Source organism: Bifidobacterium pseudolongum subsp. globosum, assembly GCF_004155535.1.
Classification (GTDB): Bacteria; Actinomycetota; Actinomycetes; order Actinomycetales; family Bifidobacteriaceae; genus Bifidobacterium; species Bifidobacterium pseudolongum_C.
The window spans coordinates 109522-133781 of record NZ_RYUH01000007.1; the positions used below are offsets into that span (position 1 = coordinate 109522).

Sequence of the window (24260 nt, forward strand, 5' to 3'; positions counted from 1 at the left end):
ATTCGCATGGCAGATGTGCGCACGGAGCTCGCCGAGCTGCAGCCTGTCTACGAGACCGGCGTGTTGCGCATGCTGCTGCACAAATACTCCGACATCTACATCGCCATCCTGCGCGCGTGCTTCGACCCGCTGACCGCAGAAGTGCCGCAGGAGCGCCTGCTTGCCGCGATGACCCGCTGTGTGGGCGAACTCGTGGCTGACGGATCCTACCGCGTGCGCGATGGCGAGACCGACCTCGAGGCCGCGCGGCGGATCCTCAAAGAGCTCAAAGCGGAAAACGAAGGCGACTATGCGTGGATCGCCGATTCACTCGACCGGCGCCAACACCGCTGGATGTGCCGCCTGACGCAGCGCGCGCACCGTGCGATCGAGGCGCTCGCCGCGCTGCAGCAGCGCACGGTGTCGCTGTCCGGCGCACAGGTCAACTCGATCATCATGGAGATCGAGAACGCGCGCAAGGAGCTCACCGTCAATGTGCACGAGCGCATCGAACTGCTTGAGCAGGAGATCGCGGAGCGCCGCGCGCAGATCGCCCAACTGGAGCGCGACGGTGTGCAGGAGAGGCCGACCCCCGAACAGGTCTCCGACATCATCAACGTCGTCTACAACACCTTGCGCGGCGTGCCGGTGGACTTGCGCGAACTCGTGATCGCCGAGCGCGACAGCGGCGACGCGCTGCGCCGGCAGATGGACAACGGGTCGATGAGCAGCGACGACATGCTCGCCTACTACCACGAGGAATACGAGCGCACCTACCACCAGAGTGACGAAGGGCGGCGGTTCAACGACGCGTTCCAGGTTATGTTCGCCACCGACAGGCGCGCGCAGCTCGACGGGGCGCTCGCCGACATCGCCGGCAGCGCTTGGCTGCATGACTCAGCGGACGACCTCATGGCCGTGGTGGGCCGCGAGCTCGACGACATCTACAGCGGCATCGACGCGGTGCGCAACCAAATCCGCCTGACCGACGAAAGCGTCAAACTGCTCGTGCGCCAGCACACCGACATGCAGTTCCGTACCATGTCACGCCAGCTCGCCGCGCTGTTCACCACGCTGTCCGAGCGTGCCGCAGCCAAGGACCATGCGAAGTATGGCATCGGGCTGTCCACCGCCACGATGCCGACGCTCGCCACACGCGCCCGTGAAACACCCGTGAAAACCAAAGCCCCCGCGTTGCAGACACACACGGACGCCGATGCATCCGCACTCGACCTGCATGGCATCGTCGCCACGGGCGGACCCCGCATCGCCCACATGGTCGCCCTCATCGCCGAGCATCCGGTCATGCGCGAAGGTGCGGTCGACATGGCGGCCAGTTTCAACCGATTGCCCAAGGCTGAGCGCCGTGAGAGCGAGATCGTGGGCTTTTTGAGCTATCTCGGCGGCGGTGGATCCGGCGAAAGCATCTGGCATTGCGTGGCGCCCGATGGCGCCGATCGCGCATGGGTCACGCGTAGCGTACTGGTGAGCCCAGGGGAGCTCAACGAGTTCCTGCAGGAGTCGACGCACACTGGGCAAGGTGGAGCACCACATCGGGAAAGGACACGGCATGACACAGCCGACGAATGACGATCAGGGGATCGTCTCCGCATCGGTCACCGCGGGGGAGGGCCATGTGGCCGAACAGACTGTCGACGAGATGGGCGTGGCGGACGTCTCGAACCCGTTCGCGCTGTTCGACGGCGACGACGGCGACATGCCCGAGCCTGCACGCGAGGCGGCCATCGCGCTCAAACGCAACCGTGCAATCACCGGCGAGATGTTCCGGCAGGCGATGGATTACTTCGGGCATGTGAAGCGTTCGCTCAACAACGACATGCTCGTGCCGGTCGTCGACACGTTCTATGGGGTGATGTACGCCGAGCCCGCCGCACCCAGCCAAGTGCGCATCCGTTCGTTGAAGAACCGCGCGTCGCTGAGCGCGCGTGAGGCGGTGCTGCTCACCGCATTGCGCCGCAAGGTGCTCGAATATGAGAACGTGGGTTTGGAGGCGAGCCAGTGGGTGATTTCGAAAGAGGAGATCGTGCAGCTCATGTCGACCGGTGCCGGGCCGCTCGCAGGCCGCAACAGCGAGGAGTCGGTGAACCGGCAGGTGGAGCCGCTCATCAACGCGATGCGCACGAACCAGTTCCTTGAAGAAATGGAAGACGAGGAGGGCATCTACCGCATCACCACTCTGGTGCCGGTCGGGCTCAGCACACAGCGCATCGGCGACTGGATGGCCGCGGCTGACGAACCCGGATCCACGCCAACGGACCAGAACGAACCCCCCACCACCCCCGACGACGATGCGCAAGACGTGAAGCAGGAGGAGCTATGGTGAACGCGCGCATGACGGAAGGCCTCTACGGGCAGATCGAACTCAACCCGCCGCACTGGGTGCTGCAGGAACGCCAGCTCGTCAACTGGGGGTCGTACGGCGGCTACCACATCTTCGACCCCTCCACGATGTTCGACGGCACCGTCACCCTGCTCACCGGGCAGAGCGAATCGGGTAAATCCACACTCGTCGACGCGCAGGTCTCGCTGCTGTACCCCACGGGCGCCGCATTCAACAAGGCCTCGAATGCCGGCCGTTCCGACCGCAGCGATTACTCGTATCTGCGCGGCCAGCGCGGCATCCGCAACGACAACGGCCATGACGAGCCGGTGTTCCTGCGCGGCATGACCGACGACGGCGAGCCCTATGCGGTGTGGGGCGCCATCGTGGACCGGTATGAAGACACGACCGGCGGCGGTACGCTGTCGATCGCGAAGTTCATGACGCTGCCCGCCGGCGGCAGGAGCGAAGACGTCGACAAGTTCTTCCTCGTGAGCCGCGACCCGATCGACCCGCGCCTCATGGACGACTACCGCGACGACGTGTTCTCGGTGCCGCTGTTCAAACGCGTCTACCGCACCGCCACCGTCTACCGGCAGGCGAACCTGTTCCACGAAGACGTGTGGAGCCGGTTCGGACTGACTGAATCTGCATGCCGCCTGCTGCACCGCATGCAGGCGTCCGATGCACCGAGCCAGCTCGACGACATCTTCCGCAAAGGCGTGCTCGACGAGCCGTCCGCGCTCAACCGCGGCCGCGCACTCATCGGCGACTACACGCAGTTCAGCGAGAACTTCACCGCGATCGAGCGCAACCTGCACCGGGTGGACCTGCTCGAACGCATGGCGGACAAGCACATCCGCTACATCGATGAACGCAAGCGCATGGAGACCTTGCGCGCCGTTGCCCCCGGGCGCGAGGGCGGCGCCGAGACGCGTGACGCGTGGCTCGGCGCGCGCGTGCACGAATGCATCGCGCGCGTCGCACCCACGTACGAGCGTGGGATCGTCGAAAACCAGACCAAGGTCGCATCCGCGCAGCGCGATGTGGACAGGCTCGACGCCGAACTCGAGACGATCCGCGAACAGAAGAACGGCCACGGCGGCGACCGCCTGCAGCGGTTGCAGGAACAGCTGCGCGACGCCGAGCGCGAGCGCGAGCGCATGGCTGCGCGCATCGAACGCCTCGTGCCGCAGTTCACCAAGGCCGGGCGCACGGTGCCGGGGACGGCGAGCGCATGGCAGGCGCTCGCCGAGGAGGCCGTGGAGGTCAGGGACGCATACGATGAGCGGCGCAAGGAGATCGACGCGCTGGCGTACCCGCTGCAGGAGCGGTACAGTGCGATGCGTCGCGAGGCGAAAGACCTGCAGGCGGACATCGAGCGCAAACGGCGGTCGCGCACACGCATCACCAAGGAGATGGCGGACGCGCGCGCGATGATGGCGCAGGCGGCCGGGCTCGAACCGGAACAACTGCCGTTTGTGGCCGAACTCATGGATGTGCAGGGCGGCGAGGAGCGGTGGCGCACCGCGATGAACGTCGTCTACGCCTCGCTCGCGCCTGTCATCCTCGTGGACAAGCGGTATGAACACGGATTCGCGCGCGCGATCAGCCAGATTCCGCATGCGTCGATGGCACGCCGCAACTGGCAGTTCGTGGATGTGCAGCAGGACTACCATGGCGAGCCGTGTGAAGGGTGGATGTCCGGCAAGCTCACGTTCAATGAGGAATCGCCGTTCGCCGACTGGGTGAGGGCGCGCGTGGCGGATGCGCGGTCGGACGCACGGTGCGTGGCGCACATCGACGACAGCGACGTGCGCACGCGCCAGGTGCAGGAGGACGGCCAGATCAAGGACGGCGCGCACGGCAGCCACGGCACCAAGAACATCAACCAGGTCATCGGTTTTGTGACGGAAGGATACCTGCGCGAACTCGCCGACGAGCTTGAACAGCTTGAGCAGGAGATGAACCGCACGAACCAAGAGATCGAGCGCATCGGTGCACGCAAAGCCGAGCTCGAGGCGCAGCGTGACCTTGCGCAGGCGGTGTTGGGCGTGGATTGGACCGACATCGACGTGCAGTCGGCGGACGCTGGCATCGCGATGCTGCATGACGAAATCGAACGCATTCTCGCCGACCCGGCCCTCGCCGAACTCGAGGCGCGCGAGCGGGAGTGCAATGTCAGGCTCGCCGACGCGCGCAAACGCCTCACGCGCGCCGAGGACGAGCTTGCGGGGGCGAAGCGCGCGAACAGGGCCGCGCGCGCATGGCTCGACGCGCACGGCGACGAACAGCCGCCGGCACTGAACGAGGCATGTGTGGAGCTGCTCGAGCAGACGTTCGACGGGTATTTCGGGGCGGGGATCAGCGACGAGGAGCGCGCCGCGCGTATGCTCGGGCTCGATTCTGGCGCACGTGTCCCCGGGCATGGCGCACCGGCCGGCACAGGGGTGAACGCGACGCTGCGCGCGCTCGGCAAGCATGCCGAGAAAGCGGTGCACGCGCGGCTCGAGGAATTGCGTGGTATGTGCGAGGCGCGCAAAAGCGAGTGCGAGACGGCCATGGCCTCGTACATCGAACAGTTCATGCCCAACGACGACCGTGTGAGCGCGGATGTGGAGAATTTCCAGGTGTTCGAGCATGATCTGCGCGAACTCAACGCGAGCACAATCCGCGCATCCGCGGACGAGGAATACTTCCACAGCCTCGAGAAGATCCATCAGGACCTCATGCAGCTCAACACGGCGTTGGACGCCGACCGGTCGAAGATCATCGAACAGATCGGCAAGATCAACCGCCTGCTCGAACGCTATCCGTTCGGCGCGCGGCGCGGCCGGCTCTCTATCGTGCCGCAGGTGAGCAAGTCGGACCCGCAGTTCCTCGCCGCGTTGCGCGCGCGGCTCGCGGACCTCAACGCCTACCAGCAGCAGGGGCGCAAAGACATCGAACGGTGCAAGCAGTTGTTCGCGGCATGTGCGCCCTTCGTGGAGCTCGTCAAGGAGGGCTTCGACGAGTTCGCGGCCAACAAGCGGGGCAACGCGAACCTCGATCCGCGCCGCCGCTCCCGGTTCTTCGGCGAGGTCACCGACCCCGACGGCACCGTGGAGCGCATCAATTCGACCGGCGGCGGCTCGGGCGGCTACCTGCAGGAACTCACGTCGTTCGCATACGGCGCCGCATTGATGTATCTGCTGGCGAACGACAACGCGACCGAACCCTCGTACGCCACCGTGTTCCTGGACGAAGCGCTCATCAAGGCCGACGGCCAGTACACGCGTCGCGCGTTGAGCGTGCTGCCCGGTCTTGGGTTCCAGGTGATCGTCTCGGCGCCGGAGGCGAAGACCGGCGAGATCATGGCCTCGGCGTCCAAGGTCGTGGTGGCGCGCAAAGACCCCGAAAACGGGCTGACCGAATTGCGCGAAGCGGTGCTTGGGACCGGCGATGACCACGCCAGCTGACATCGCGGGCGCCATCACGCGCCGCGTGGAGAAGCATCTGTATGACGTGCAAGGGGATATGGACGCCGACGGGTTGGAGATCCTCGCGCGGTTGCGCGCGACCGGTGTGGCGTGTGCGAGTGTGTGCATGGACCGCGAGACCTACGATGCATATGCGCAGTTCGGCACCACGTTGGGTGCCGACGGCTCGCCGATCCCTGTGCATGAACCCAAAGAGGACCTATGCCTCACGGATGAGGAGACTGCGCTCTACCGGGCGCTGTGCACCGGCGCGCTGCCCAAGCCCCGCGTGGAGCAGGAACGGATCCCCATCGCGCAGGCCATTGCCCGTCTCTGAGGGGATGGGAGGCGCATGTCGTCTTTCGACGACACGTCTGCCATGTTTCATACAGAAAACTTTGTTGTGAGATGCATGTTGCTTTGGAAATATTACGGTAACCGGCCATTAAGCTGCCGGTGACCATTCGTTGCGCTCACGGAAACGCCTCTTTCTTAGCGTGAACTGCGGTTCCACTCAACGGTCGGTGGCCGCTGGCCTTGACCACGTGGACACGGAGTAGAAAGAAGTTTTCCGTATGCACATGCACAACGCATCATCCCCATCCATGCGCGGCCGACGCATCGCGGCCATCGCCTCCGCGGCGGCGCTCATCTGTTCGTTCGGCGCGGTTGGCGCCACCCCGGCATTCGCAGACACCTACTCGAGCGACCTCGTGGCCACGGCTGAAGGTGCCGTGACGCGCGGCACGATTCCCGCCGGCGCGCTGAGCGTGGTGAACTTCGCGCCGAAATGGGGCGATAAGCAGGCGAACAAGGCGAGCATGCTCGCCACGATGGAGCAGGCGCATGCCAACGGCGTGAAGATGATCGTGTTCCCCGAGATGGCGCTCACCGGGTACGTCTCGTCGAGCGACCCTGACTCACCGGCATACCGCATGGCGGTCTCACAGGCGGAGACCACGGCCAGCCCCATCACACAGGAGATCGCCGCCAAAGCCAAGGAATACGGCATGTGGGTGGTGTACGGCACGCCCGAACGCATCCCCGGCGATAGCAGCCACGCGTACAATTCCGCGTTCGCGATCTCGCCCGAAGGCAAGGTCAGCAGCTACCAGAAGATCGCGCCGGTCGAAGGCGCCTGGGCCACACCCGGCACCACGCCGGTCATCCTGCAGACCGAATGGGGCCTGATGGGCTTGAGCATTTGCTACGACACCTATGCGAACCCCGAAATCGAACGGTACTATGCCGCACAGGGCGTCGGCCTGCTCGTGAACCCCACCGCCACGTCGCGCAGCTACACCGACATCGACGGCGATGGCGTCAAAGACGGCAAGGGGTGGGAATGGTACTACCGCAACCGCCTCGAATCCATCGCCTCGCGCGACGGCCTGGTCATCGCGAGCGCCGACCTCGTGGGACCCGACGGCTATGCGGATGAGAACGGCAAGCAACCCTATGATTTCCCCGGCGGCAGCGTGATCCTCACCGGATCGTTCGCCGGTGCCAACTACGCGGCCGGTCTCAACGAGGACGGCAGCATCGCCGTCGGCACCGAAGGCGCGCTGACGAATGCGAAGGACCTGCGCCTGAGCACGCCGTCCACCACCCAGGTGGCCAACGACTTCCACCCGGATTATTACGCCAAGTGGTACGGCGAGCTCGCCGACCGCAAGGATGCCGGTGAATCGCTCAGCTATTCGTTCGGCTCCACGGACGGCCCCAAGGTGGCCGTAGCTAATGTGAGCGGTGTGTGGGCCGACAAGGCCGCGAACACCAAGATGATGGCCAAATACGCCGAGCAGGCGCATGCCGATGGCGTCGACCTGCTCGTGTTCCCCGAAACGGTGCTCACCGGCTACGACAGCACCGACCCGAAGGGTGACGCCGACGCCCATTCGGTGAACGCGGAGGTGAACCGTGTGCTCGCGGCGAGTGACGACTACATGCAGGTGCTGCTCGCCGAAAAGGTCAAGGGCGCCGACGGAGACACGACGCGCGGCGAATCCGTGCAGCGCATGGCGCAACTGGCCAAGGACTACGGCATGTACATTGTGTTCGGCCTCGCCGAAATGCCCGACGGCGGACCGATCGTGGACGGCGGCGTGAAGAAGGTCTACAACTCCGCCGCGATCTGCTTCCCGGACGGCCACACCGAGTCGTACCAGAAGATGCACCGCGCCGGCTCCGAGGAGACGGTCTGGTCGGTTCCGGGCAACACCCCGGTCATGTTCGAGATGCCCGAGTGGACCGGCAAGGACGGCAGTGCGCTCAAAGCCGGCGTCAACATCTGCCGCGACGGCCACTTCTACCCGGAACTCGGCCGCTACTATGCGGCGAGCGGCGCGGAACTGCTCATCCACCCCACAGCGACGGGCGGCAACCCCTGGTACCGCGAAACACGCATCGGCAGCTACACCGACCGTGACGGCATGGCCGCGGTGACCGCGAACCTGTGGGGCCAGGACGGCTATCCGATCGACTCCGACGGCAAGCCGATCTACTCCGTGGACGCCAATGGCGAAACCGTGAGCTCGGGCAAAGACGTGGCCGGCTACAACTACTCGGGTGTGGGCCGTGACTCGTTCCGCTCCACAAGCCTCATCATCAACGCATGGGGCCGCAAGAACGGCACGTCGTTCGACTACGCGACCGGCTCGGCGCTCGACACGAGCGGTACCGGCAACGGCGCGACCGCGGATGTCACGAAGGACTGGTACTTCGGCCAAGGCGGCTTCGACCCCGACAACCTCGAGACCCGCACCATGGACCTGAGCCGCGCCGGATTCCGCATCACGAACTTCCAGCCGCGCCTGTACTCGCAGATGTACGACGCGCTCGCACAGCGCACCGTGCCCGGATACTCCGCCATGTACTCCACGGGTTCACCGCTCGACACTAGCGCGTTGGATGAGCCCGCCGCCAAGGCGGATGCGGCGATCGCATCGCCCTCCGAATACACGGCGGAATCGGTCGAACCGGTGCAGGAGGCCCTGTTCGATGCGCGCTCGCTGCTCGGCAACACCACGTTCAGCGCCGAACAGCAGCCGCTCGTCGAAGCGGCGGCGGCCGAGCTGAACACGGCGCTCGCTGGACTGGAGAAGGTCGCGTCGACCCCGGCCGACCCTGCTGAACCGAATCAGACTGCGACACCGGCCGATCCTGTGGATGCGCCAGCTGGAACCCCCGCTGACCCGCAGTCGCCGTCTGGGCCGGCTGACGGCACGGTGGATGCGCCCGCAACGGCGGCCGGCGCACCGGCTATCGGTGCGCTCTCGTCGACCGGTTCGCAGATCGCATTGGTCGCGGCGCTCGCCCTCATGGGCGTGGCCGGTGGTGGTGTGCTGATCGTCGCCAAGCGCAAGGCGCACGTCGAATAGGCACCCAACAACCTAACAACATAGTGTGGGCGCGGACCGTCAGGCGGTCCGCGCCCACACACGTATGGATATGGATCAGACGGGGTCGGCCTTGCGCAGATGGCGGCGCAGCAGCGACCCGATACCATACCCGATCAGTGCGCCGATCAACCCGGCACCGCAATACAAGGCAATCGCACTGTAGTCCGGCGTCGCGCACAGCTGCCAGCCGCCGGGAAGCATGGTGCACGGGTCGCTCCCGGCATCCGCGCCAGGGTTGAGCAGCATCGTCATCGAGCCGATGAGCAAAAACTCCACAACCACACCGGCGATGCCGATCCAGTAGGCGTGCACGCTGCCCGAGGCGCCGGTCGCCGTGGCGGCGAGCATCATGAGCGGGTAGACGAACAGCAACGCGGCCCCGGAGGCAAAGCCGTATTCGTCGGTGCAGCGGACCACCAGCACGAGCACAGTGGCGATGGCGAAAATGATCCACCCGACCATCATGAGCATGCGTTCCATCTTGGTGTCGCGTGCGGGCGCAGGCGGGGGAGTGGTTGTGCGCTGTGACATCGTCGTCCCTTTCGCTCAGGTTGTGTGCGGTAGCGTCCATTGTACGCAGCCGCCGTGTGCCCGCGCGGGATTCGCACGCATGGCGGTGGCCGATTAGGATGGCCCATAGAACACGCACGGAAAGGCGGCGCACACCATGAGCACCACGGACATCACACCCGAAGACGAACACGCGGCCATGGCCACCATGGTCCTCATGCAGACGATCATCTACGGCGAGGCGATCGGAGACGCGCTCGGTGTGCCGTACGAGTTCCGCGAGCGCGGCGCATTCACCTGCACCGGCATGGTGGGCGGCGGCGCGCACCGGCAGCCCGCCGGCACGTATTCCGACGACACCGCGCTCATGCTCGCCACACTCGACTCACTGCTCTCGTGCGACGGCACCGTGAACGAAGACGACATGCGCGTGCGCTTCCTGGCGTGGCTCGACGACGGCAAATACAGCGCCGACGGCACGGTCTTCGACGTCGGCGGTGCCACCCAACGCGCATTGCGCGCCGGCCACGGCATGAGCGGCGAGCGCGACAACGGCAACGGTTCGCTCATGCGCATCGTGCCGTGCGCGCTGTTCGACCTGTCTGACAGCGACATCCGCCGGGCGAGCGCAGTCACCCACGCGCACCCAATCAGCATGGACGCATGCGTGACCCTGGTGCACATCGCCCGCGAACTGATCGACATGGTGGATGTGCGCGAGGCGCTCGCCCACAACGGATTCGACGGCCTGTGGCGCAAGGGCCGGAACGAGATCGAATCCGACGGGTTCGTGCTGCACACGCTCGAAGCCGCGCTGTGGTGCCTGTGCACCACGCAGTCGTACGCCGATTGCGTGCTGGAAGCGGTCAATCTGGGTTCCGACACCGACACGACCGCGGCAGTCGCCGGTGCGCTCGCCGCCATCGTCTACGGATTCGAAGACGAGGGCGAGCCTGGTGGCATCCCCGAGGAGTGGATGGACGCGCTGCGCGGTCAGGAGCAGTTCCTCGACGTGATCCTGGGCGGTCCGGAGGATGTGGAGACCGACCCGAACGGCACATATGGCGATGATCCGCTGTCCGGCGAACGCATGCCGCTCGACTTGGACGGCGACCGGCTTGTCGCATCCACTTCGAGTGCTGGGCTCGGCCTGTTCGACGATGCGCGCGATTTGTGCTCACAGGCCGCCATGATGAGCGACGAGGAGACACGTGCGCACAGCTTCGCCCAAGCCGCGGAAACGCTTGTCAAGGCATACCAAGTCGGCGTATTCGAAGCAGCACAGGTGCTGGGCATACTGTATTACGAACGCCATGTGCAGGCTGCGGACGCCGACGCGCAGGCGTTCCTGTGGTTCGGACGCGGCTGTGAGCATGGCCTGGCTGACTGCGCGTGCTATCTGGGTGATATGCTGCGTGACGGCCGCGGGCCCGACCACGAGCCGGATGCGCAAGCCGCCTTGGACTATTACAATCTGGCGTTCGACCTTGCGCAAGAGCGTTTCGACTTGGACGATCTTGACGATCTGGCGTCATTCGCCATCATCGCGCTGCGCTTGGGTGAAAGCTACGAGCGCCGTGTGCAGGATGGACCGGACAGTGCGCAGGCAGGGGATTTCGCATTCATGCATTATGCCATGGCCGCCACCATCGCCGAGCGCGTGGCGCGCTTGGGCGCGCGTGCCCTGGGCAAGGAGCTGCGCCTCGCCCAAGACGGCGTGGAGCGCATGCGCCCGTATGCCAGCCCGGAATCACTCGAACACGAACGCATGTGAGCCATGGCACGTGCAATCGTCTACACCGATTTCGACGGTGTGCTCAACGCGTTTCCAGAGGCCGAACCCACGCCCAGCGACCTCTATTCGCCCGAACGCGCATTCCGGTTGGACGGTGATGCGACCGTGCATGTGGGCAGTGGCGCCGCCTACCGCATACGCTGGTCGAGCGAACTCACCGACGCCTTGCATGAGCTCGCATGCACAGGCGCGATTGAGCTGCAGTGGTTGTCCACATGGCAGCCGTACACGGCGCTGCTCAATGAACGGCTCGGTTGGAACGCGCAGATCATCGGCACGGTGCAATGGTACGACCCGATCACCTATACCGGGTTGCGCGACGGCAAATACCGCGCCGTCGCACGCCGTGTGGAAGTGGAAGCGGACGGAGGCGACCCCGCGCCGATCGTCTGGATTGACGATGAGGAATGCACACGCACGCGGTGTGACGAGCTGCGTGCGTCGGCGCCGGTCGCACCCGTGCTCATGGTGCGGCCGGACAGCCGCATCGGCATCTCCCGGCGGCAGTGGGCGCTCATCTGCGCGTTCATCGCGAATCCGCGCGCGTTCGACGACGTGACGCTCGACGTCGAGCCGACACTGCGCGAGCACGAAGGCCACATGGGCTACTGATGCGCGTTTGCGCGGAAGGGCATGGATTTGCAAAACCATTGCGCATATTTGCGGTCCAGATGGCGGTGGTGCGGCGGATCGCATCTATAATGCATGGGCAAGGCAACGGCAGAGAGAAGGAGCGCACACCGTGAGCACACACCGCACTTGGGCCGTCAGGGCAGCCGCCGCCGTAGTGGCGTTCCTGCTGACCGGGGCGTTAGCGGCATGTGGATCGGCTTCTGCACAAGACGATGAACCCCACGCCCAGGAAGCCGCATCGTCCCAGTCCCCGGTGGCGGGTGATTCGGGCGATGCGCCCGCCGAAACGCAGGGAGAGGAGCAGTCGCTTGCTGCGACGCTGCTGTTCAACGGGCCAAGCCACACGGATACGGCCGCACCCGGCGCATGGGGCGAATCGGGGTGTGATGCGCAGAAGCAGGCGCGCATCATCGTGGTACGCGGCACCGAGGAGCCGGCGGGGCAGTCGTTGATGAGCCCATTGACGAGCCGCATCGCCGCCGAACTCGGCGATCATGCGCAGGTCAGCGATCTGGACTACCCGGCGTCGTGGGAATCGGGCAGTGAGGCGGCCGGCGTCAACCGGCTCATCGCCGTGCTCAACGCGCAGAGCGCGCAGTGCTCGGCCATGCGCACCGTGCTCCTCGGGTATTCGCAAGGCGCGATGGTTGTCGGGGACGCGCTCAGCGCGCCGGACACGCGGTTCAACGAAGACAACGGGTATGAGCTCTCCCCAGTGGCGCGCGGGCACATCGTGGCGGTGGAATTGTATGGCGACCCGCGGTTCAGCGCCGCCGCCTCATACAATTCCGGGGATTTCGACCGCGCGGTCGACGGCATCCTCGGGGCAAGGGGAGCGGAGGATTTCGGTGAGATCGCCGACCGCACCGTCAGCTTCTGCACGGCGCGTGACTTCGCGTGCCAAGTGGGCGGCGACACCGAACCGCACGGCAGCTATGCCACGAACGGCATGCTCGACGAAGGCATGAAATACGCAGTGGACCGCGTGAAGGCCACATTCTAGAATCGGCCCGCGGCGCCGCCCTATACTGGACGGAGCCAGCCGCGCGCCCAAGTGTACACAGGAGGGGACCATGCAGCACAACATCACATGTCCGCATTGCGGGGAGGCGTTCACCATCGACGAAGCGGGATATGCGGATATTGTGCAGCAGGTGCGCAACGCGGAGTTCGAGCGCGAACTCAAGGACCGCGAAAAGCTCATCGAAGAAGACAAGCGCAAAGCGGTCGAACTCGCCGAGGCCAAGGCCGCGGGCGAACTGCAGCAGGCGGTCGCGCAGAAAGAGGCGCAGATCGCGCAGCTGCAGGCACAGCTCGACACGACCGACTTGCGACAGCAGATGGCGGTGGAGCAGGCGCGCGTCAGTGCGGGCAAAGAGCAGGAGTCGCTGCGCGCGCAACTCGAACAGGCCAAGCGCGACCGCGAGCATGACGCCGAGCTCGCCGAGGCGCGGCTCGCGGCGCAATTGCAGCAGTCTGTGGCGGAAAAAGACGCGCAGATCACGCAATTGCAGACCAAACTCGACCGCGCGCAGCTCGAAAAGGACCTGGAGAGCAAATCGCTCAAGGAACGCTACGAGATGCAGTTGCGCGACCGCGACGACGAGATCGAACGCATGAAGGACTTCAAGGCGCGCCTTTCCACGAAGATGGTGGGCGAATCGCTTGAGCAGCACTGCCAGAACGAGTTCAACTCGATGCGCATGGGCGCCTTCCCCAATGCGTATTTCGAGAAGGACAACGACGCGCGCACCGGCAGCAAAGGCGACTTCATCTTCCGTGACTACGACCGGCCGGAAGGTGAGGAGGAGCGCACCGAAGTCATCTCGATCATGTTCGAGATGAAGAACGAGAACGAGACGACCGCCACCAAACACAAGAACGAGGACTTCTTCAAGGAGCTCGACAAGGACAGGCGTGAAAAAGGCTGCGAATACGCGGTGCTCGTCTCGATGCTCGAAGCGGACAGCGACCTGTACAACCAAGGCATTGTGGACGTCTCGTACCGCTACCCGAAGATGTATGTGATCCGCCCGCAGTTCTTCATCCAGATGATCACGCTGCTGCGCAACGCGGCGCTGAACTCGCTGCAATACAAGCTGCAGTTGGAAGAGATGCGCATGCAGAACATCGACATCACGCATTTCGAAGACAGGCTCAACGAGTTCAAGAGCGGGTTCGAACGCAACTACGACTTGGCCTCCCGCAAATTCCAGACCGTGATCGACGAGATCGACAAGTCGATCGACCACCTGCAGAAGACCAAGCAGGCGTTGATCGGCTCGGAGAACAACCTGCGAATCGCCAACAACAAGGTGCAGGACATCACCGTGCGCAAACTGACGTACAAGAACCCCACGATGCAGCAGAAATTCAAGGAGGCGCGCGAGGCGAAGGCACTGGAGGGCGGCGAGGTGAGCGGCGACTGACCGGGGGCTGAGCACATGCCGGCGTGTCGCATGGGCGCCGGCGTGCCGGGCTGGCTAGACTGGGCAGCAGTCGTTCCAGTGAAGCAACGACCCGGTTCCCAAAAGGAGTGCAGACATGGTCTACCGTATGATTTTCAACCAAACCGCGTATTTTGGCAGGGGTGCGATCAAGGAGATCCCGACCGAGGCGAAGGCGCGCGGATTCACGAAGGCGTTCATTGTCACCGATCCCGTGCTCGTGGAGAACGGCACGGTGAAGAAAGTGACCGATGTGCTCGACGAGGCGCAGATCCCCTACGAGATCTTCGACGATGTGCAGCCGAACCCACCGGTCGAGAACATCCAGCACGGTGTTGAGGAGTTCAAGAAGTCGGGCGCCGACTTCCTCATCGGCCTCGGCGGCGGCAGCCCGCAAGACACATGCAAGGGCATTGGCATTGTGGTGGCGAACCCTGAGTTCTCCGACGTGCTCTCGCTTGAAGGCGTGGCCGCCACCAAGAACCCGAGCGTGCCGATCTTCGGCGTGCCGACGACCGCCGGCACTGCTTCGGAGACCACGATCAACTACGTGATCACCGACACGAAGAACAAGCGCAAGTTCGTGGCCGTCGACCCGCACGACATCCCGGTCGTGGCGTTCGTGGACCCGGACCTGACCGACGGCATGCCGCGAGGCCTCAAGGTGGCCACGGGTCTCGACGCCCTGACGCACGCCATCGAAAGCGTGATCACGCCGGGCGCATGGAACCTCTCCGATGCGCTGTCGATGCAGACGATCCGCATGATCGCCCAGAACCTAGCGAAGAGCGTGGAGGGTGACAAAGACGCGGGTGAACAGATGGCCTATGCCTCCTACATCACCGGCATGTCGTATTCGAATGTGGGCTTGGGCCTTGTGCACGGCATGGCGCATCCGCTCGGTGGCCGCCTCGGTGTGGCGCATGGCGTGGCCAACGGCATCCTGCTTGCGCCGGTCATGGAGTACAACAAGGACTATTCGGGCGAGAAGTACCGCGACATCGCCGATGCGTTCGGTGTCGAGGACGCCTACACCGGAGACCTGGAGCATGTGCGCGACGAGGCCGTGCAGGCCGTCGCCCAGCTCACCCGGGATTTGGGCAACCCGACGACGATCAGCGAAGTGGGCGCCACCGAAGAGGACCTTGAGCCGCTTGCCGCGGACGCGTTCGCCGACGTGTGCACGCCGGGCAATCCCCGCAAGGCCACGCAGGAGGATATCCTGGAGATCTACCGCAGCCTGATGTAAGGCGTTGCATTGGCGCTGTGATTGGTGCCGCCGCTGTGGGTGCAGACCTGCAGCGGCGGCACCGTTTTTGTATGTGGCATCAAGCGCATGCCGGCATGGCGGTGTTCCGCGCGCAGGGGGCAGCGTAACACGCCATTAATCTGCATGCCGGTTTTCTTTACGGCCTTGTAACCGTGGGCGGGCGAGTGGAAACGCCGCAACGCGCAGAATCGAGATAACCCGCACGGCAGAGGCGGCGGCATCGAGGAAACGAGGTCATCATGCAAGCGATCGTGAGTCTGCTCGACAATCCTGTGGACGTGGTCTCGCTGAGCACGTTCAGCGACCTGACGAAAGGCGCCCCGGCCCCGCACTGGTTGTTTCGCGGGGTGTGCGGCGCGTGGGGCATCGAACCCGAGCGCGCCGAACTCAATCTGATCACCGTCTCGGAAAACGCGACATTCGTGCTGCTGCTCGACGGGCGGCCCGAAGGCGTCGTGCGCGTCTCGCAGCCAGGGTATGTGGGCGGCCCGGAAGCGGTCGCCTCCGAAATCGCATGGCTCGCCGCCCTGCACGAAATCGACGGTGTGCGTCTCATCGACCCCGTGCCGACCGTGCGTGGCACATTCGTCACGAAGATTCGCGACCTGAACGGCGTGGGCTGGATGGTCGTCTCCACGAAATTCGTGGAGGGCACTGTGCTCGAAGACCTCGACGACCCCTCGCAGTACTACCGCACAATCGGCGAATGGTCGGCCAAGTTCCACGAGCAGTCGCGCCACTGGCACCAGCCGTTTGGTTTCAAACGGTTCAACTGGGGCATCAGCGACATGGTGGGGGCGTCCCCGCGCTGGGGCCGCTGGGAGACCGCAGACCTGAGCGACGCCGACCGCCACCTGTGTGAACGCGCGCTCGACGCCGCGCTCGCCGTGATGAACACCTACCCGCGTGACAGCCACACATGGGGTCTGATCCACGCCGACCTGCGCCCCAGCAACATCATCCGCGCAGACAACGGCGACCTGACCGTCATCGACTTCGACGACGCCGGCTACAGCTGGTACCTCTACGACTACGCCTCGTCGCTCAGCTTCGTCGAACACAAGCCCTACGCCCCGCAGCTCGCCAAAGCCTGGCTCGACGGGTACGTGAGCGTGGCTGGGCCGATGTCTTCCAAGGAACTGCACGTCATGTCGGCGCTCTCGATGATCCGCCGCCTGCAGATGCTCGGCTGGACCACGAACCACCGCGAAGACGCGCTGCCCGAAGGATTGGCCGCCGAACAGGCCGCCGGCACCGTGCAATGCGCGCGCAACTACCTCGCGGACGCCCAGTGGCTGCTGCGGTAGCCGCACCCAAGACTCACCATCCAATCCATCCAACAACCCAACCAAACAACCAATAACCCAACCAACACAGTAGGAATCCATGCAATAACGCATACCGACAATCGAGAGGCAGGCGATCACCATGTCATCGTCCAGTATTTCAGGAACCGGCCTTGGATCGGTCACCTATGTGGCCACCGACAAGGATTACTTCAAGAAGCGCCAACTCAAGCGCACCGCGGGGGCCTTCGGCCTGTGGGCCATCGGCGTCTCCGCCGTCATCTCCGGAGATTTCTCCGGATGGAACGGCGGCATCGCCCAAGCCGGGTGGGGCGGCTTCCTCATCGCCGCCATCGTGGTCTACGTCATGTACGTGCTCATGCTCAACTCGATCAGCGAAATGGCGTCCGCCATGCCGCACACGGGCGGCGCCTACTCGTTCGCGCGAGCCGCGATGGGCCCGTGGGGCGGCTTCTTCACCGGGCTGGCGGAAACCGTGGAATATGTGATGACCGCGGCCACCATCGTCTACTTCTCGTCCGCCTACGCAGACGCGATCCTCTCCGACCTCACCGGCTTCTCACTCACTGGCGCCGGGTACCAGTGGGTGTGGTGGCTCGTCATCTACACCATCTTCGTGACCCTCAACTGGGTCGGCGCCGAAACATCATTCCGCTTCGCGCAGGTCGTGTCGATCGCCGCGCTCGCCATCGTCGCGTTCTTCGGTGTGAGCGCCGTGTTCAGTGGTTCGGTCGACTTCGCCTCGCTGTTCGACATCGCACCCACCGCCGGCAACAACGCGTTCCTTCCCTTCGGCGTAGGCGCCATCTTCTTCGCGATGCCGTTCGCCATGTGGCTCTTCCTGGGCATCGAACAGCTGCCGCTCGCCGCCGAAGAAGTGCGCGACCCCGAACGCAACATCCCCAAGTCATCGCGCCTGTGCATCTTCACCCTCGGCATCAGCGGGCTCGTCGTCGTCTTCCTCAACCCCTCGGTCATGGGCGCCGCCGCGCTCTCCGGCTCCGATGAGCCGCTGCTCGACGGGTTCCGCGCAGTGCTGCCGAGCAATCTGGCTGCCGTGCTCTCCGCGTTCGCGCTCATCGGACTGCTCGCCTCGGTGCAGGGCATCACGTTCGCGTACGGCCGCAACCTGTATTCGCTGAGCCGCGCCGGCTACTATCCAGCATTCCTTTCGCTCACCGGCAAGAAGAAGACGCCGTACTGGGGCCTCGTCGTCGGCGCGGTGATCGGATTCGCCGCCCTGTTCATCATCGCGTACGGCGGTGAGGGCGCCGGCTCTGTGGTGCTTAACATCGCCGTGTGGGGCGCGGTGCTCGCGTACCTGCTGCAGATGGTCTCGTATGTGCTGCTGCGCCGCAACATGCCGAACATCAAGCGCCCATTCGTGAGCCGCTTCGGTGTGCCGGGTGCGGTCGTGGCCGGTTTGCTCTCGTTTGCGATCTTCGTGGCCGTGCTGCTCAACCCCGACTACCGGCTCGCAGTGTATGTGATGGTGGGCATCTACGTGGCCGCCACCGTGTTCTTCGCGCTCTATGGACGCAAGCACCTTGTGCTCTCGCCCGAAGAGGAATTCGCGGCTTCCGGCGGCACCGCGGCATACAAGACGCACGACTGACGCCGAATGAACCACATGCATGAACATGTGGTGAACAATATGGAAATCATTATTGAATTCGTCGTGAATTGCAAGATATCAAACGGTATATTCATAATGAATTGATTTTCGGTTCAATGGTCGACAATCGACAGGTGGGGTGGAATTTTTGGGGGACCGTTCCACCTGCCATTATGCGGTTTTGTGGCGTAACCGCTCAGTGTGGAGGGAAAATCGGTCGGAAGAAAAAAGAACTATTTCATTTCAAAAATTTGCAAATGGTTTGTTTCGATTCGATGATGAGCGGTACAGCATCGTCATGATATGCTTGCGGCAAGGTCTGAAACAAGTGGCCTATAAATGGACTAGAGATATTCAAATTTTATAAAACTAACAGAAAGAATTAATCATGAATACTACAATTGTGTCGAAGAACGTGAAGACGGTGATGCGAACCATTGCGGCAGGTGTGTGCTCGCTGGCACTGGTAGGAACGATGGGAGCCTGCGGGTCGAGTGGGGGCAAGGTCGATGAAAGATCGAAGACCGCCACAAGCGTTGCTGATTTTGGCGGAATGGACGCCCTAGAGAAGGCCGCGAAGGCCGAAGGTCAGCTCACCCTTATCGCGTGTCCGGATGACTGGGTGAACTGGGGCGAAGTGATCAAGGCCTTCCAGACGAAGTACGGCATCAAAGTGAATTCGACGAACCCCGAGGCATCCAGCGCCGAGGAAATCAAGGCGGCGAAGGACCTCAAGGGGCAGACGAATGCACCGGACGTGTTTGACCTCGGACAGGCGGTCGCCATCTCGAGCACCGACTACTTCGCACCCTACAAGGTGAGTGCCTGGGACAAGATCCCTGAATCGAACAAGCAGGCCGACGGCCTCTATGTGAATGACTATACGGGCGTCGTCTCAATCGGCTATGACTCGTCCAAAGTACCTGAACCCAAGAGTCTCAACGATTTGCTGGATGCCGAGTACAAGGGCAAAGTCGCCATAAACGGCGACCCGACCCAAGCCGGCGCAGCCTTCGCCGCCGTTGCATGGGCCACGTTGCAGGAAGGCGGCACGCTCGATGATTTCACGCCGGGAATCGACTTCTTCGCCAAGCTCAAGAAGGCCGGCAACTTCATTCCGGTGGATGCGACAAGTGCGACAATCGCCTCGGGGGAAACCCCGGTCGTGATCGATTGGAACTACCTCAACGTGGCCGCCGCTAAGCAGAACGCCAATTACAAGACGGTCGTGTTACCGCAGAACGCCTATGGCGCCTACTACAGTCAGGCGATTAACAAAGACGCCCCGCACCCGGCGTCGGCGCGCCTGTGGGAGGAGTTCATCTACACGCCGGAAGCACAGAATCTGTTCCTCAAGGCCGGCGCCCTGCCGGTGATGGCCAAGGCGATGACTGACGACGGCACAATCGACAAGGCGGCCCTTGAAGCAGCTGGCGGCTTACCCTCGGATATCAAACTTGCAACGCAGAAAGAAATCGACAAGGCTAACACGTTGCTCTCCGAGCGCTGGTCGACCATTGCCTCGTCGTGACATGGCGTGCCTAGATATGCAGAGAGTGTGATGAATGTGATGTAAGGGGTGATGGTAATGAGACAGGTGTCGAACGCATTGAAGCTCTCGCCGTTCGTGGTCTATGTGCTGCTCATGTTCGCACTGCCGGCGGCGCTGGTGGTGGTGAGCGCCTTCCGGGATGGCTCGGGTGGCTGGACGCTGGCGAACTTCAACATCTTCCACAGGCCGGGCGTAGGGGCGGCCTTCGGCAATTCGCTGTGGTTGTCGGCGCTCACCGCAGCCGTGGGTGCGGTGCTGGGCGCGCTGGTGTGCTACGCATTGCTCGGGTACAGGGAGGATGGCGTCGTGCACCGCCTCGTGGATGCCGCCTCTAGCACGCTCTCGCAGTTCGGCGGTGTGATGCTGGCATTCGCATTCATCGCCACACTCGGCAATCAGGGAATGGTCACACTGTTTCTGCGTGAGGTGATGCGCATCGATATCTATGCGCATGGCATGTGGCTTTATACGCCGGTTGGTCTCGTCCTGCCCTACATCTTCTTCCAGATGCCTCTCATGATCGTCACGTTCTACCCGGCGATGGCCCGCCTGCCGCGTCAGCTCTCCGAGGCTGTCGCCATGCTCGGTGGCGGCGCCGGCCACTTTTGGAGGCATGTGGGACTGCCGATGCTCATGCCCTCATTCATGAGCGGATTCCTTCTGCTGTTCGCCAACGCATTCTCCGCCTACGCCACTGCCGCCGCCCTGATCAGTCAGGGTTCGCAAATCGCTCCGTTGCAGGTGCGGGCCGCCCTCATTAGCGAGACTGGTCTCGGCTCGGAAGGCGCTTCGGGTGCGCTCGCTGTGGGCATGTTGGCCATCATGGCGATCGTTGTAGGCCTGTACGCCCTCGTGGAAAGGAAGTCCTCATCATGGCTTTGCTGAATTACTCGGTTGCAATTGATGTGCTGGAAGCGGATTCCGGGGCCGATTTCGAATCCGAACGTAGCTCCGTCGCCGCCAATCGTCCTCTTGAACGCCACCGCCATCGCGGCACGAACGCCGTTTGCGGACCCAGGTCGGTCTGGCAGCCCTACGATCGACCGGGCAGTGTGTCGAAGACGGGGATTCTACTGGGTTTCTCCCTCTTTCTGCTGCTGCCGATCGCCGGTATGCTCTACTTCACGTTTCGCTCGGCCACCGGCGGCTTCACCGTCGACCACTGGCTCGCCCTGCTCGACGCAAGCGGCTTCTCATTCATGACGCTGAGCGAGGGATTGCTCAATTCTTTGATGCTCGTCGCTGTGACGCTCGCAATCGAACTGATGCTCGTCATTCCCGCCTTCGTGCTCATCTCGGTGAGATTTCCGCGGTTGAACCGTGCGATGGGCGTGATCATGCTCCTTCCCATTGCGATTCCCGCGATCATTCTCGTTGTGGGCCTTGCTCCGGCCCTCGCGTTCTTTGCCGACATCGTCGGCCCGAATACTTGGACGCTCGCGCTGGCCTATGGTATTCTCGCGCTCCCGTTCGTATATACGACGATCTCGTCTGATCTGCGCGGTCTCGATTGCCGTACCCTCGCCCAGGCCGCCGAATCGCTCGGCGCCGGCTGGTTGCGCACCCTCACCGATATCCTGCTTCCGTGCATTCGCCGGTCGATCATCTCTTCAATGCTCATCACTACGGCGATTGTGCTTGGCGAATTCACCATCGCATCGCTGCTCAACCGCACAACATTGCAGACCGCGCTCATCTCGATTTCGAAAACCGATGTCTATCTCTCCGTCATCGTCACGCTAATCGTGCTGCTGTGCACGCTCGTCACCCTCTTCATCATGGCCACCGGAAACCGCCCTTCCCGAAAGGAGAGCTGAGATGAACACTGAAAGCGAAAACACCACCACCGCGGATTCGAAGGCTGCGAATTCCTCCGGTCTCGGCAAGTCCGTGAGCTTCACCAATGTCGTGAAATCATACGGCATGAAGGAGGTGCTGCATTCATTCAGCCTGCAGATAGACCCCGGGGAATTGATTTGTCTGCTGGGGCCTTCAGGATGTGGAAAATCGACGATTCTGCGGTGTCTTGCAGGATTCGAGACGATCACCCACGGAGATATCACCGTCGACGGGGAATCAGTCGTCGCGATGCCTCCACGCGAGCGTGGCATGGGCATGGTGTTCCAGCATTATTCGCTGTTCCCGAACATGACCGTGTTGCAAAATATCGCCTTCGGCCTCAAAGTTGCGAAAGTGGGGAAGAAGGAACGGCTTGAACGGGCGCAGCGGATGCTCAATCATGTAGGGCTCGCCGATTTCGGATCGCGGTACCCCAACGAACTGTCGGGAGGTCAGCAGCAGCGTGTCGCTTTGGCACGAGCCCTCGTGGTCAATCCGAGTGTGCTGCTGCTCGATGAGCCGTTGAGCGCGCTCGACGCGAAGATTCGTGTGCAGCTTCGTGACGAGATCCGGGCGATTCAGCAGAAACTAGGCATCACGGCAATCTTTGTGACGCACGACCAGGAAGAGGCGCTCGCCATTGCCGATCGTGTGGCCGTGATGCACGATGGCCATCTCGAACAGATAGGCACGCCCTATGAGCTCTATGTTTCACCGGCCACGCCGTTTGTCGCCGATTTCATTGGCCAGTCGAACAAACTGGAGACGCGCGTGCTGCCCAATGGCATGGTCGACGTGCTCGGATTCGATGTGCCGCTGCTCAGGCCTTTGGACGCGAATACTCCGGTCACCGTGTTCGTGCGCCCCGAAAACGTGGTGCTTCGCAGACCTGACGCCGGCAATGGTGACCATGTGGTGCATTCGAGCATGTTCCTTGGCGCCTTTGAACGTACCGAAGTGAGAGTGGGCACTGTTTCGCTGGTAAGCCAGCATGCAGCTGGTGAACGTTTCTCGCCGGGCGAGCGTGTCTCGGTGGAGATTCGTCCCGAGCCGGTGGCCGCCGAGCCGATTGACATCGCCTGGGCGCGTCATGCCACGATGAAGGCTGATGTACGGGTAAATGCCGGTGCTGGGGAGCGGCAGTCATGACCGGTAGCGCCGGCTGTGATGTCCGGCTGAGGTTCCGTCCCGACGGCACATTCCGTGTGCTACAGCTCGCCGACGTGCAGGACGGCCCCGATGTGAGCAGGAGGGCAATCATGCTCATTGAGGCGGCTGTAAAGCGTGCTGACCCAGACCTTGTCGTGTTGACTGGCGACCAGATTCGCGGGTATGACCCGGCATTTGAACGCACTTATGTGAACCGTAGGGGTGACGCGCCCGGCGCGCCGCTGCCACCAGGGGTGCGAACCGAGGCGAAAATGGCCAGAGTCGGCAAATGTGTACGTGGATTACTGCACAGGCACAATACTGGTGCCGCCTCGGATCCAGTAGAGGAAGAGGATACCGAAACAAAAGTAATGCGTTGTCTCTCGGGCTTTCTTGGACCGATCGTATCGCGTGGCATCCCATTTGCAGTAACGTACGGCAACCACGATTTCCAATGCGGTGTGCCGTTGGAACGGCAGGACGAGCTCTATCGCGCTTTCGATGGATGCCTCAACCCGGTGGACTCGTTGGAACCCGGTACATTCGGCCTCACCATTGACGCGCATGATGGCAGACAGACAGCAATGGGCGTCATGATGGTCAATTCGGGCGATTTCGCCGCCGATGGCGGCTATGGGTCACCGTCCGATGACGCTGTGGCATGGCTCGGCGATGTGGTGAAGGACGTGGGCGCCCCCTCGGTGGTGTTCCAACACATTCCACCACCCGAGATCTACGACTGCCTTGTGCCGGTCGGCCGGTTCACCACCAATGCAATCCGTGGCTATCGGGCGCATTCCGGCACATGCTACGTGCTTGATCAGGAGCATAGCAAACCGGGTTATACGCCAAAAGATGTGTCTCTAATCTGAGCTGAAGCCTTCTGCCGATTGGCGTGTCGGGGTGTTCATGATGTGTCCGGTCATTATGGCGCCTGGCCATTTCGTGTGTCCGAAATGATTCC

General features: G+C 63.2%; 18 protein-coding genes. 17 read left to right on the top strand and 1 reads right to left on the bottom strand.

What is annotated here, in order from left to right; all coding sequences use genetic code 11:
- The first annotated feature begins 6 nt into the window (after positions 1-6).
- From PG2093B_RS02565 to PG2093B_RS02585, 5 genes are all read left to right on the top strand, one after another.
- The gene (locus tag PG2093B_RS02565) at positions 7-1569 is read left to right on the top strand and encodes a DUF3375 family protein (protein WP_129897028.1); all 1563 of its coding nucleotides are present in this window, start codon (positions 7-9) and stop codon (positions 1567-1569) included.
- Positions 1550-2323, top strand: a complete 774-nt coding sequence (locus tag PG2093B_RS02570) for a DUF4194 domain-containing protein (RefSeq protein WP_129897030.1) — start codon at positions 1550-1552, stop codon at positions 2321-2323. Before PG2093B_RS02565 ends, PG2093B_RS02570 begins: the two co-directional genes overlap by 20 nt.
- On the top strand, positions 2317-5778 hold the full coding sequence (locus PG2093B_RS02575) for an ATP-binding protein (RefSeq protein ID WP_129897032.1): 3462 nt from the start codon (positions 2317-2319) through the stop codon (positions 5776-5778). Before PG2093B_RS02570 ends, PG2093B_RS02575 begins: the two co-directional genes overlap by 7 nt.
- Positions 5762-6115 (top strand): Wadjet anti-phage system protein JetD domain-containing protein, encoded by a 354-nt coding sequence (locus PG2093B_RS02580; protein ID WP_129897034.1) that lies wholly within the window; start codon positions 5762-5764, stop codon positions 6113-6115. The genes PG2093B_RS02575 and PG2093B_RS02580 overlap by 17 nt, the downstream gene beginning before the upstream one ends.
- 268 nt (positions 6116-6383) lie before the next feature.
- Complete coding sequence (locus tag PG2093B_RS02585) at positions 6384-9158, top strand: carbon-nitrogen hydrolase family protein (RefSeq protein ID WP_129897068.1); 2775 nt, start codon at positions 6384-6386, stop codon at positions 9156-9158.
- A 75-nt stretch (positions 9159-9233) separates the two neighbouring features.
- On the opposite strand, the gene PG2093B_RS02590 is transcribed toward PG2093B_RS02585, so the two are convergent.
- Entirely contained in the window at positions 9234-9710 is a 477-nt protein-coding gene (locus PG2093B_RS02590) for a hypothetical protein (protein WP_242502789.1), read from the bottom strand.
- A gap of 136 nt (positions 9711-9846) precedes the next feature.
- On the opposite strand from PG2093B_RS02590, the gene PG2093B_RS02595 reads away from it, so the two are divergent.
- The 12 genes from PG2093B_RS02595 (at position 9847) to PG2093B_RS02650 (ending at position 24168) form a co-directional block, all read left to right on the top strand.
- Positions 9847-11463, top strand: a complete 1617-nt coding sequence (locus tag PG2093B_RS02595) for an ADP-ribosylglycohydrolase family protein (RefSeq protein ID WP_242502790.1) — start codon at positions 9847-9849, stop codon at positions 11461-11463.
- 3 nt (positions 11464-11466) lie between these two features.
- Entirely contained in the window at positions 11467-12096 is a 630-nt protein-coding gene (locus PG2093B_RS02600; protein ID WP_129897036.1) for an HAD domain-containing protein, read from the top strand.
- A gap of 130 nt (positions 12097-12226) precedes the next feature.
- Entirely contained in the window at positions 12227-13120 is an 894-nt protein-coding gene (locus PG2093B_RS02605; protein WP_165369683.1) for a cutinase family protein, read from the top strand.
- 70 nt (positions 13121-13190) lie between these two features.
- Entirely contained in the window at positions 13191-14546 is a 1356-nt protein-coding gene (locus tag PG2093B_RS02610) for a DUF2130 domain-containing protein (RefSeq protein WP_129897040.1), read from the top strand.
- 115 nt (positions 14547-14661) lie between these two features.
- The gene (fucO, locus tag PG2093B_RS02615) at positions 14662-15813 is read left to right on the top strand and encodes a lactaldehyde reductase (protein ID WP_101454149.1); all 1152 of its coding nucleotides are present in this window, start codon (positions 14662-14664) and stop codon (positions 15811-15813) included.
- Positions 15814-16073: 260 nt separating this feature from the next.
- Entirely contained in the window at positions 16074-17141 is a 1068-nt protein-coding gene (locus PG2093B_RS02620; RefSeq protein WP_242500977.1) for a phosphotransferase enzyme family protein, read from the top strand.
- Positions 17142-17262: 121 nt separating this feature from the next.
- Complete coding sequence (locus PG2093B_RS02625; RefSeq protein WP_129871663.1) at positions 17263-18756, top strand: amino acid permease; 1494 nt, start codon at positions 17263-17265, stop codon at positions 18754-18756.
- Positions 18757-19144: 388 nt separating this feature from the next.
- Positions 19145-20287 (top strand): ABC transporter substrate-binding protein, encoded by a 1143-nt coding sequence (locus PG2093B_RS02630; RefSeq protein ID WP_052177234.1) that lies wholly within the window; start codon positions 19145-19147, stop codon positions 20285-20287.
- Between the two features lie 57 nt (positions 20288-20344).
- Complete coding sequence (locus PG2093B_RS02635) at positions 20345-21193, top strand: ABC transporter permease (protein ID WP_129897044.1); 849 nt, start codon at positions 20345-20347, stop codon at positions 21191-21193.
- Positions 21181-22125 (top strand): ABC transporter permease, encoded by a 945-nt coding sequence (locus tag PG2093B_RS02640; protein ID WP_129897046.1) that lies wholly within the window; start codon positions 21181-21183, stop codon positions 22123-22125. Before PG2093B_RS02635 ends, PG2093B_RS02640 begins: the two co-directional genes overlap by 13 nt.
- Position 22126: 1 nt before the next feature.
- Positions 22127-23296, top strand: a complete 1170-nt coding sequence (locus tag PG2093B_RS02645; RefSeq protein WP_129897048.1) for an ABC transporter ATP-binding protein — start codon at positions 22127-22129, stop codon at positions 23294-23296.
- On the top strand, positions 23293-24168 hold the full coding sequence (locus tag PG2093B_RS02650) for a metallophosphoesterase (protein ID WP_129897050.1): 876 nt from the start codon (positions 23293-23295) through the stop codon (positions 24166-24168). Before PG2093B_RS02645 ends, PG2093B_RS02650 begins: the two co-directional genes overlap by 4 nt.
- Positions 24169-24260: the final 92 nt, after the last annotated feature.

Bases quoted from the DNA above. Each gene is read 5' to 3' on its own strand.
- PG2093B_RS02565 (WP_129897028.1), top strand. From the start codon at position 7: ATGGCAGATGTGCGCACGGAGCTCGCCGAGCTGCAGCCTGTCTACGAG.
- PG2093B_RS02570 (WP_129897030.1), top strand. From the start codon at position 1,550: ATGACACAGCCGACGAATGACGATCAGGGGATCGTCTCCGCATCGGTC.
- PG2093B_RS02575 (WP_129897032.1), top strand. From the start codon at position 2,317: ATGGTGAACGCGCGCATGACGGAAGGCCTCTACGGGCAGATCGAACTC.
- PG2093B_RS02580 (WP_129897034.1), top strand. From the start codon at position 5,762: ATGACCACGCCAGCTGACATCGCGGGCGCCATCACGCGCCGCGTGGAG.
- PG2093B_RS02585 (WP_129897068.1), top strand. From the start codon at position 6,384: ATGCGCGGCCGACGCATCGCGGCCATCGCCTCCGCGGCGGCGCTCATC.
- PG2093B_RS02590 (WP_242502789.1), bottom strand. From the start codon at position 9,710: ATGTCACAGCGCACAACCACTCCCCCGCCTGCGCCCGCACGCGACACC.
- PG2093B_RS02595 (WP_242502790.1), top strand. From the start codon at position 9,847: ATGAGCACCACGGACATCACACCCGAAGACGAACACGCGGCCATGGCC.
- PG2093B_RS02600 (WP_129897036.1), top strand. From the start codon at position 11,467: ATGGCACGTGCAATCGTCTACACCGATTTCGACGGTGTGCTCAACGCG.
- PG2093B_RS02610 (WP_129897040.1), top strand. From the start codon at position 13,191: ATGCAGCACAACATCACATGTCCGCATTGCGGGGAGGCGTTCACCATC.
- fucO (WP_101454149.1), top strand. From the start codon at position 14,662: ATGGTCTACCGTATGATTTTCAACCAAACCGCGTATTTTGGCAGGGGT.
- PG2093B_RS02620 (WP_242500977.1), top strand. From the start codon at position 16,074: ATGCAAGCGATCGTGAGTCTGCTCGACAATCCTGTGGACGTGGTCTCG.
- PG2093B_RS02625 (WP_129871663.1), top strand. From the start codon at position 17,263: ATGTCATCGTCCAGTATTTCAGGAACCGGCCTTGGATCGGTCACCTAT.
- PG2093B_RS02630 (WP_052177234.1), top strand. From the start codon at position 19,145: ATGAATACTACAATTGTGTCGAAGAACGTGAAGACGGTGATGCGAACC.
- PG2093B_RS02635 (WP_129897044.1), top strand. From the start codon at position 20,345: ATGAGACAGGTGTCGAACGCATTGAAGCTCTCGCCGTTCGTGGTCTAT.
- PG2093B_RS02640 (WP_129897046.1), top strand. From the start codon at position 21,181: ATGGCTTTGCTGAATTACTCGGTTGCAATTGATGTGCTGGAAGCGGAT.
- PG2093B_RS02645 (WP_129897048.1), top strand. From the start codon at position 22,127: ATGAACACTGAAAGCGAAAACACCACCACCGCGGATTCGAAGGCTGCG.
- PG2093B_RS02650 (WP_129897050.1), top strand. From the start codon at position 23,293: ATGACCGGTAGCGCCGGCTGTGATGTCCGGCTGAGGTTCCGTCCCGAC.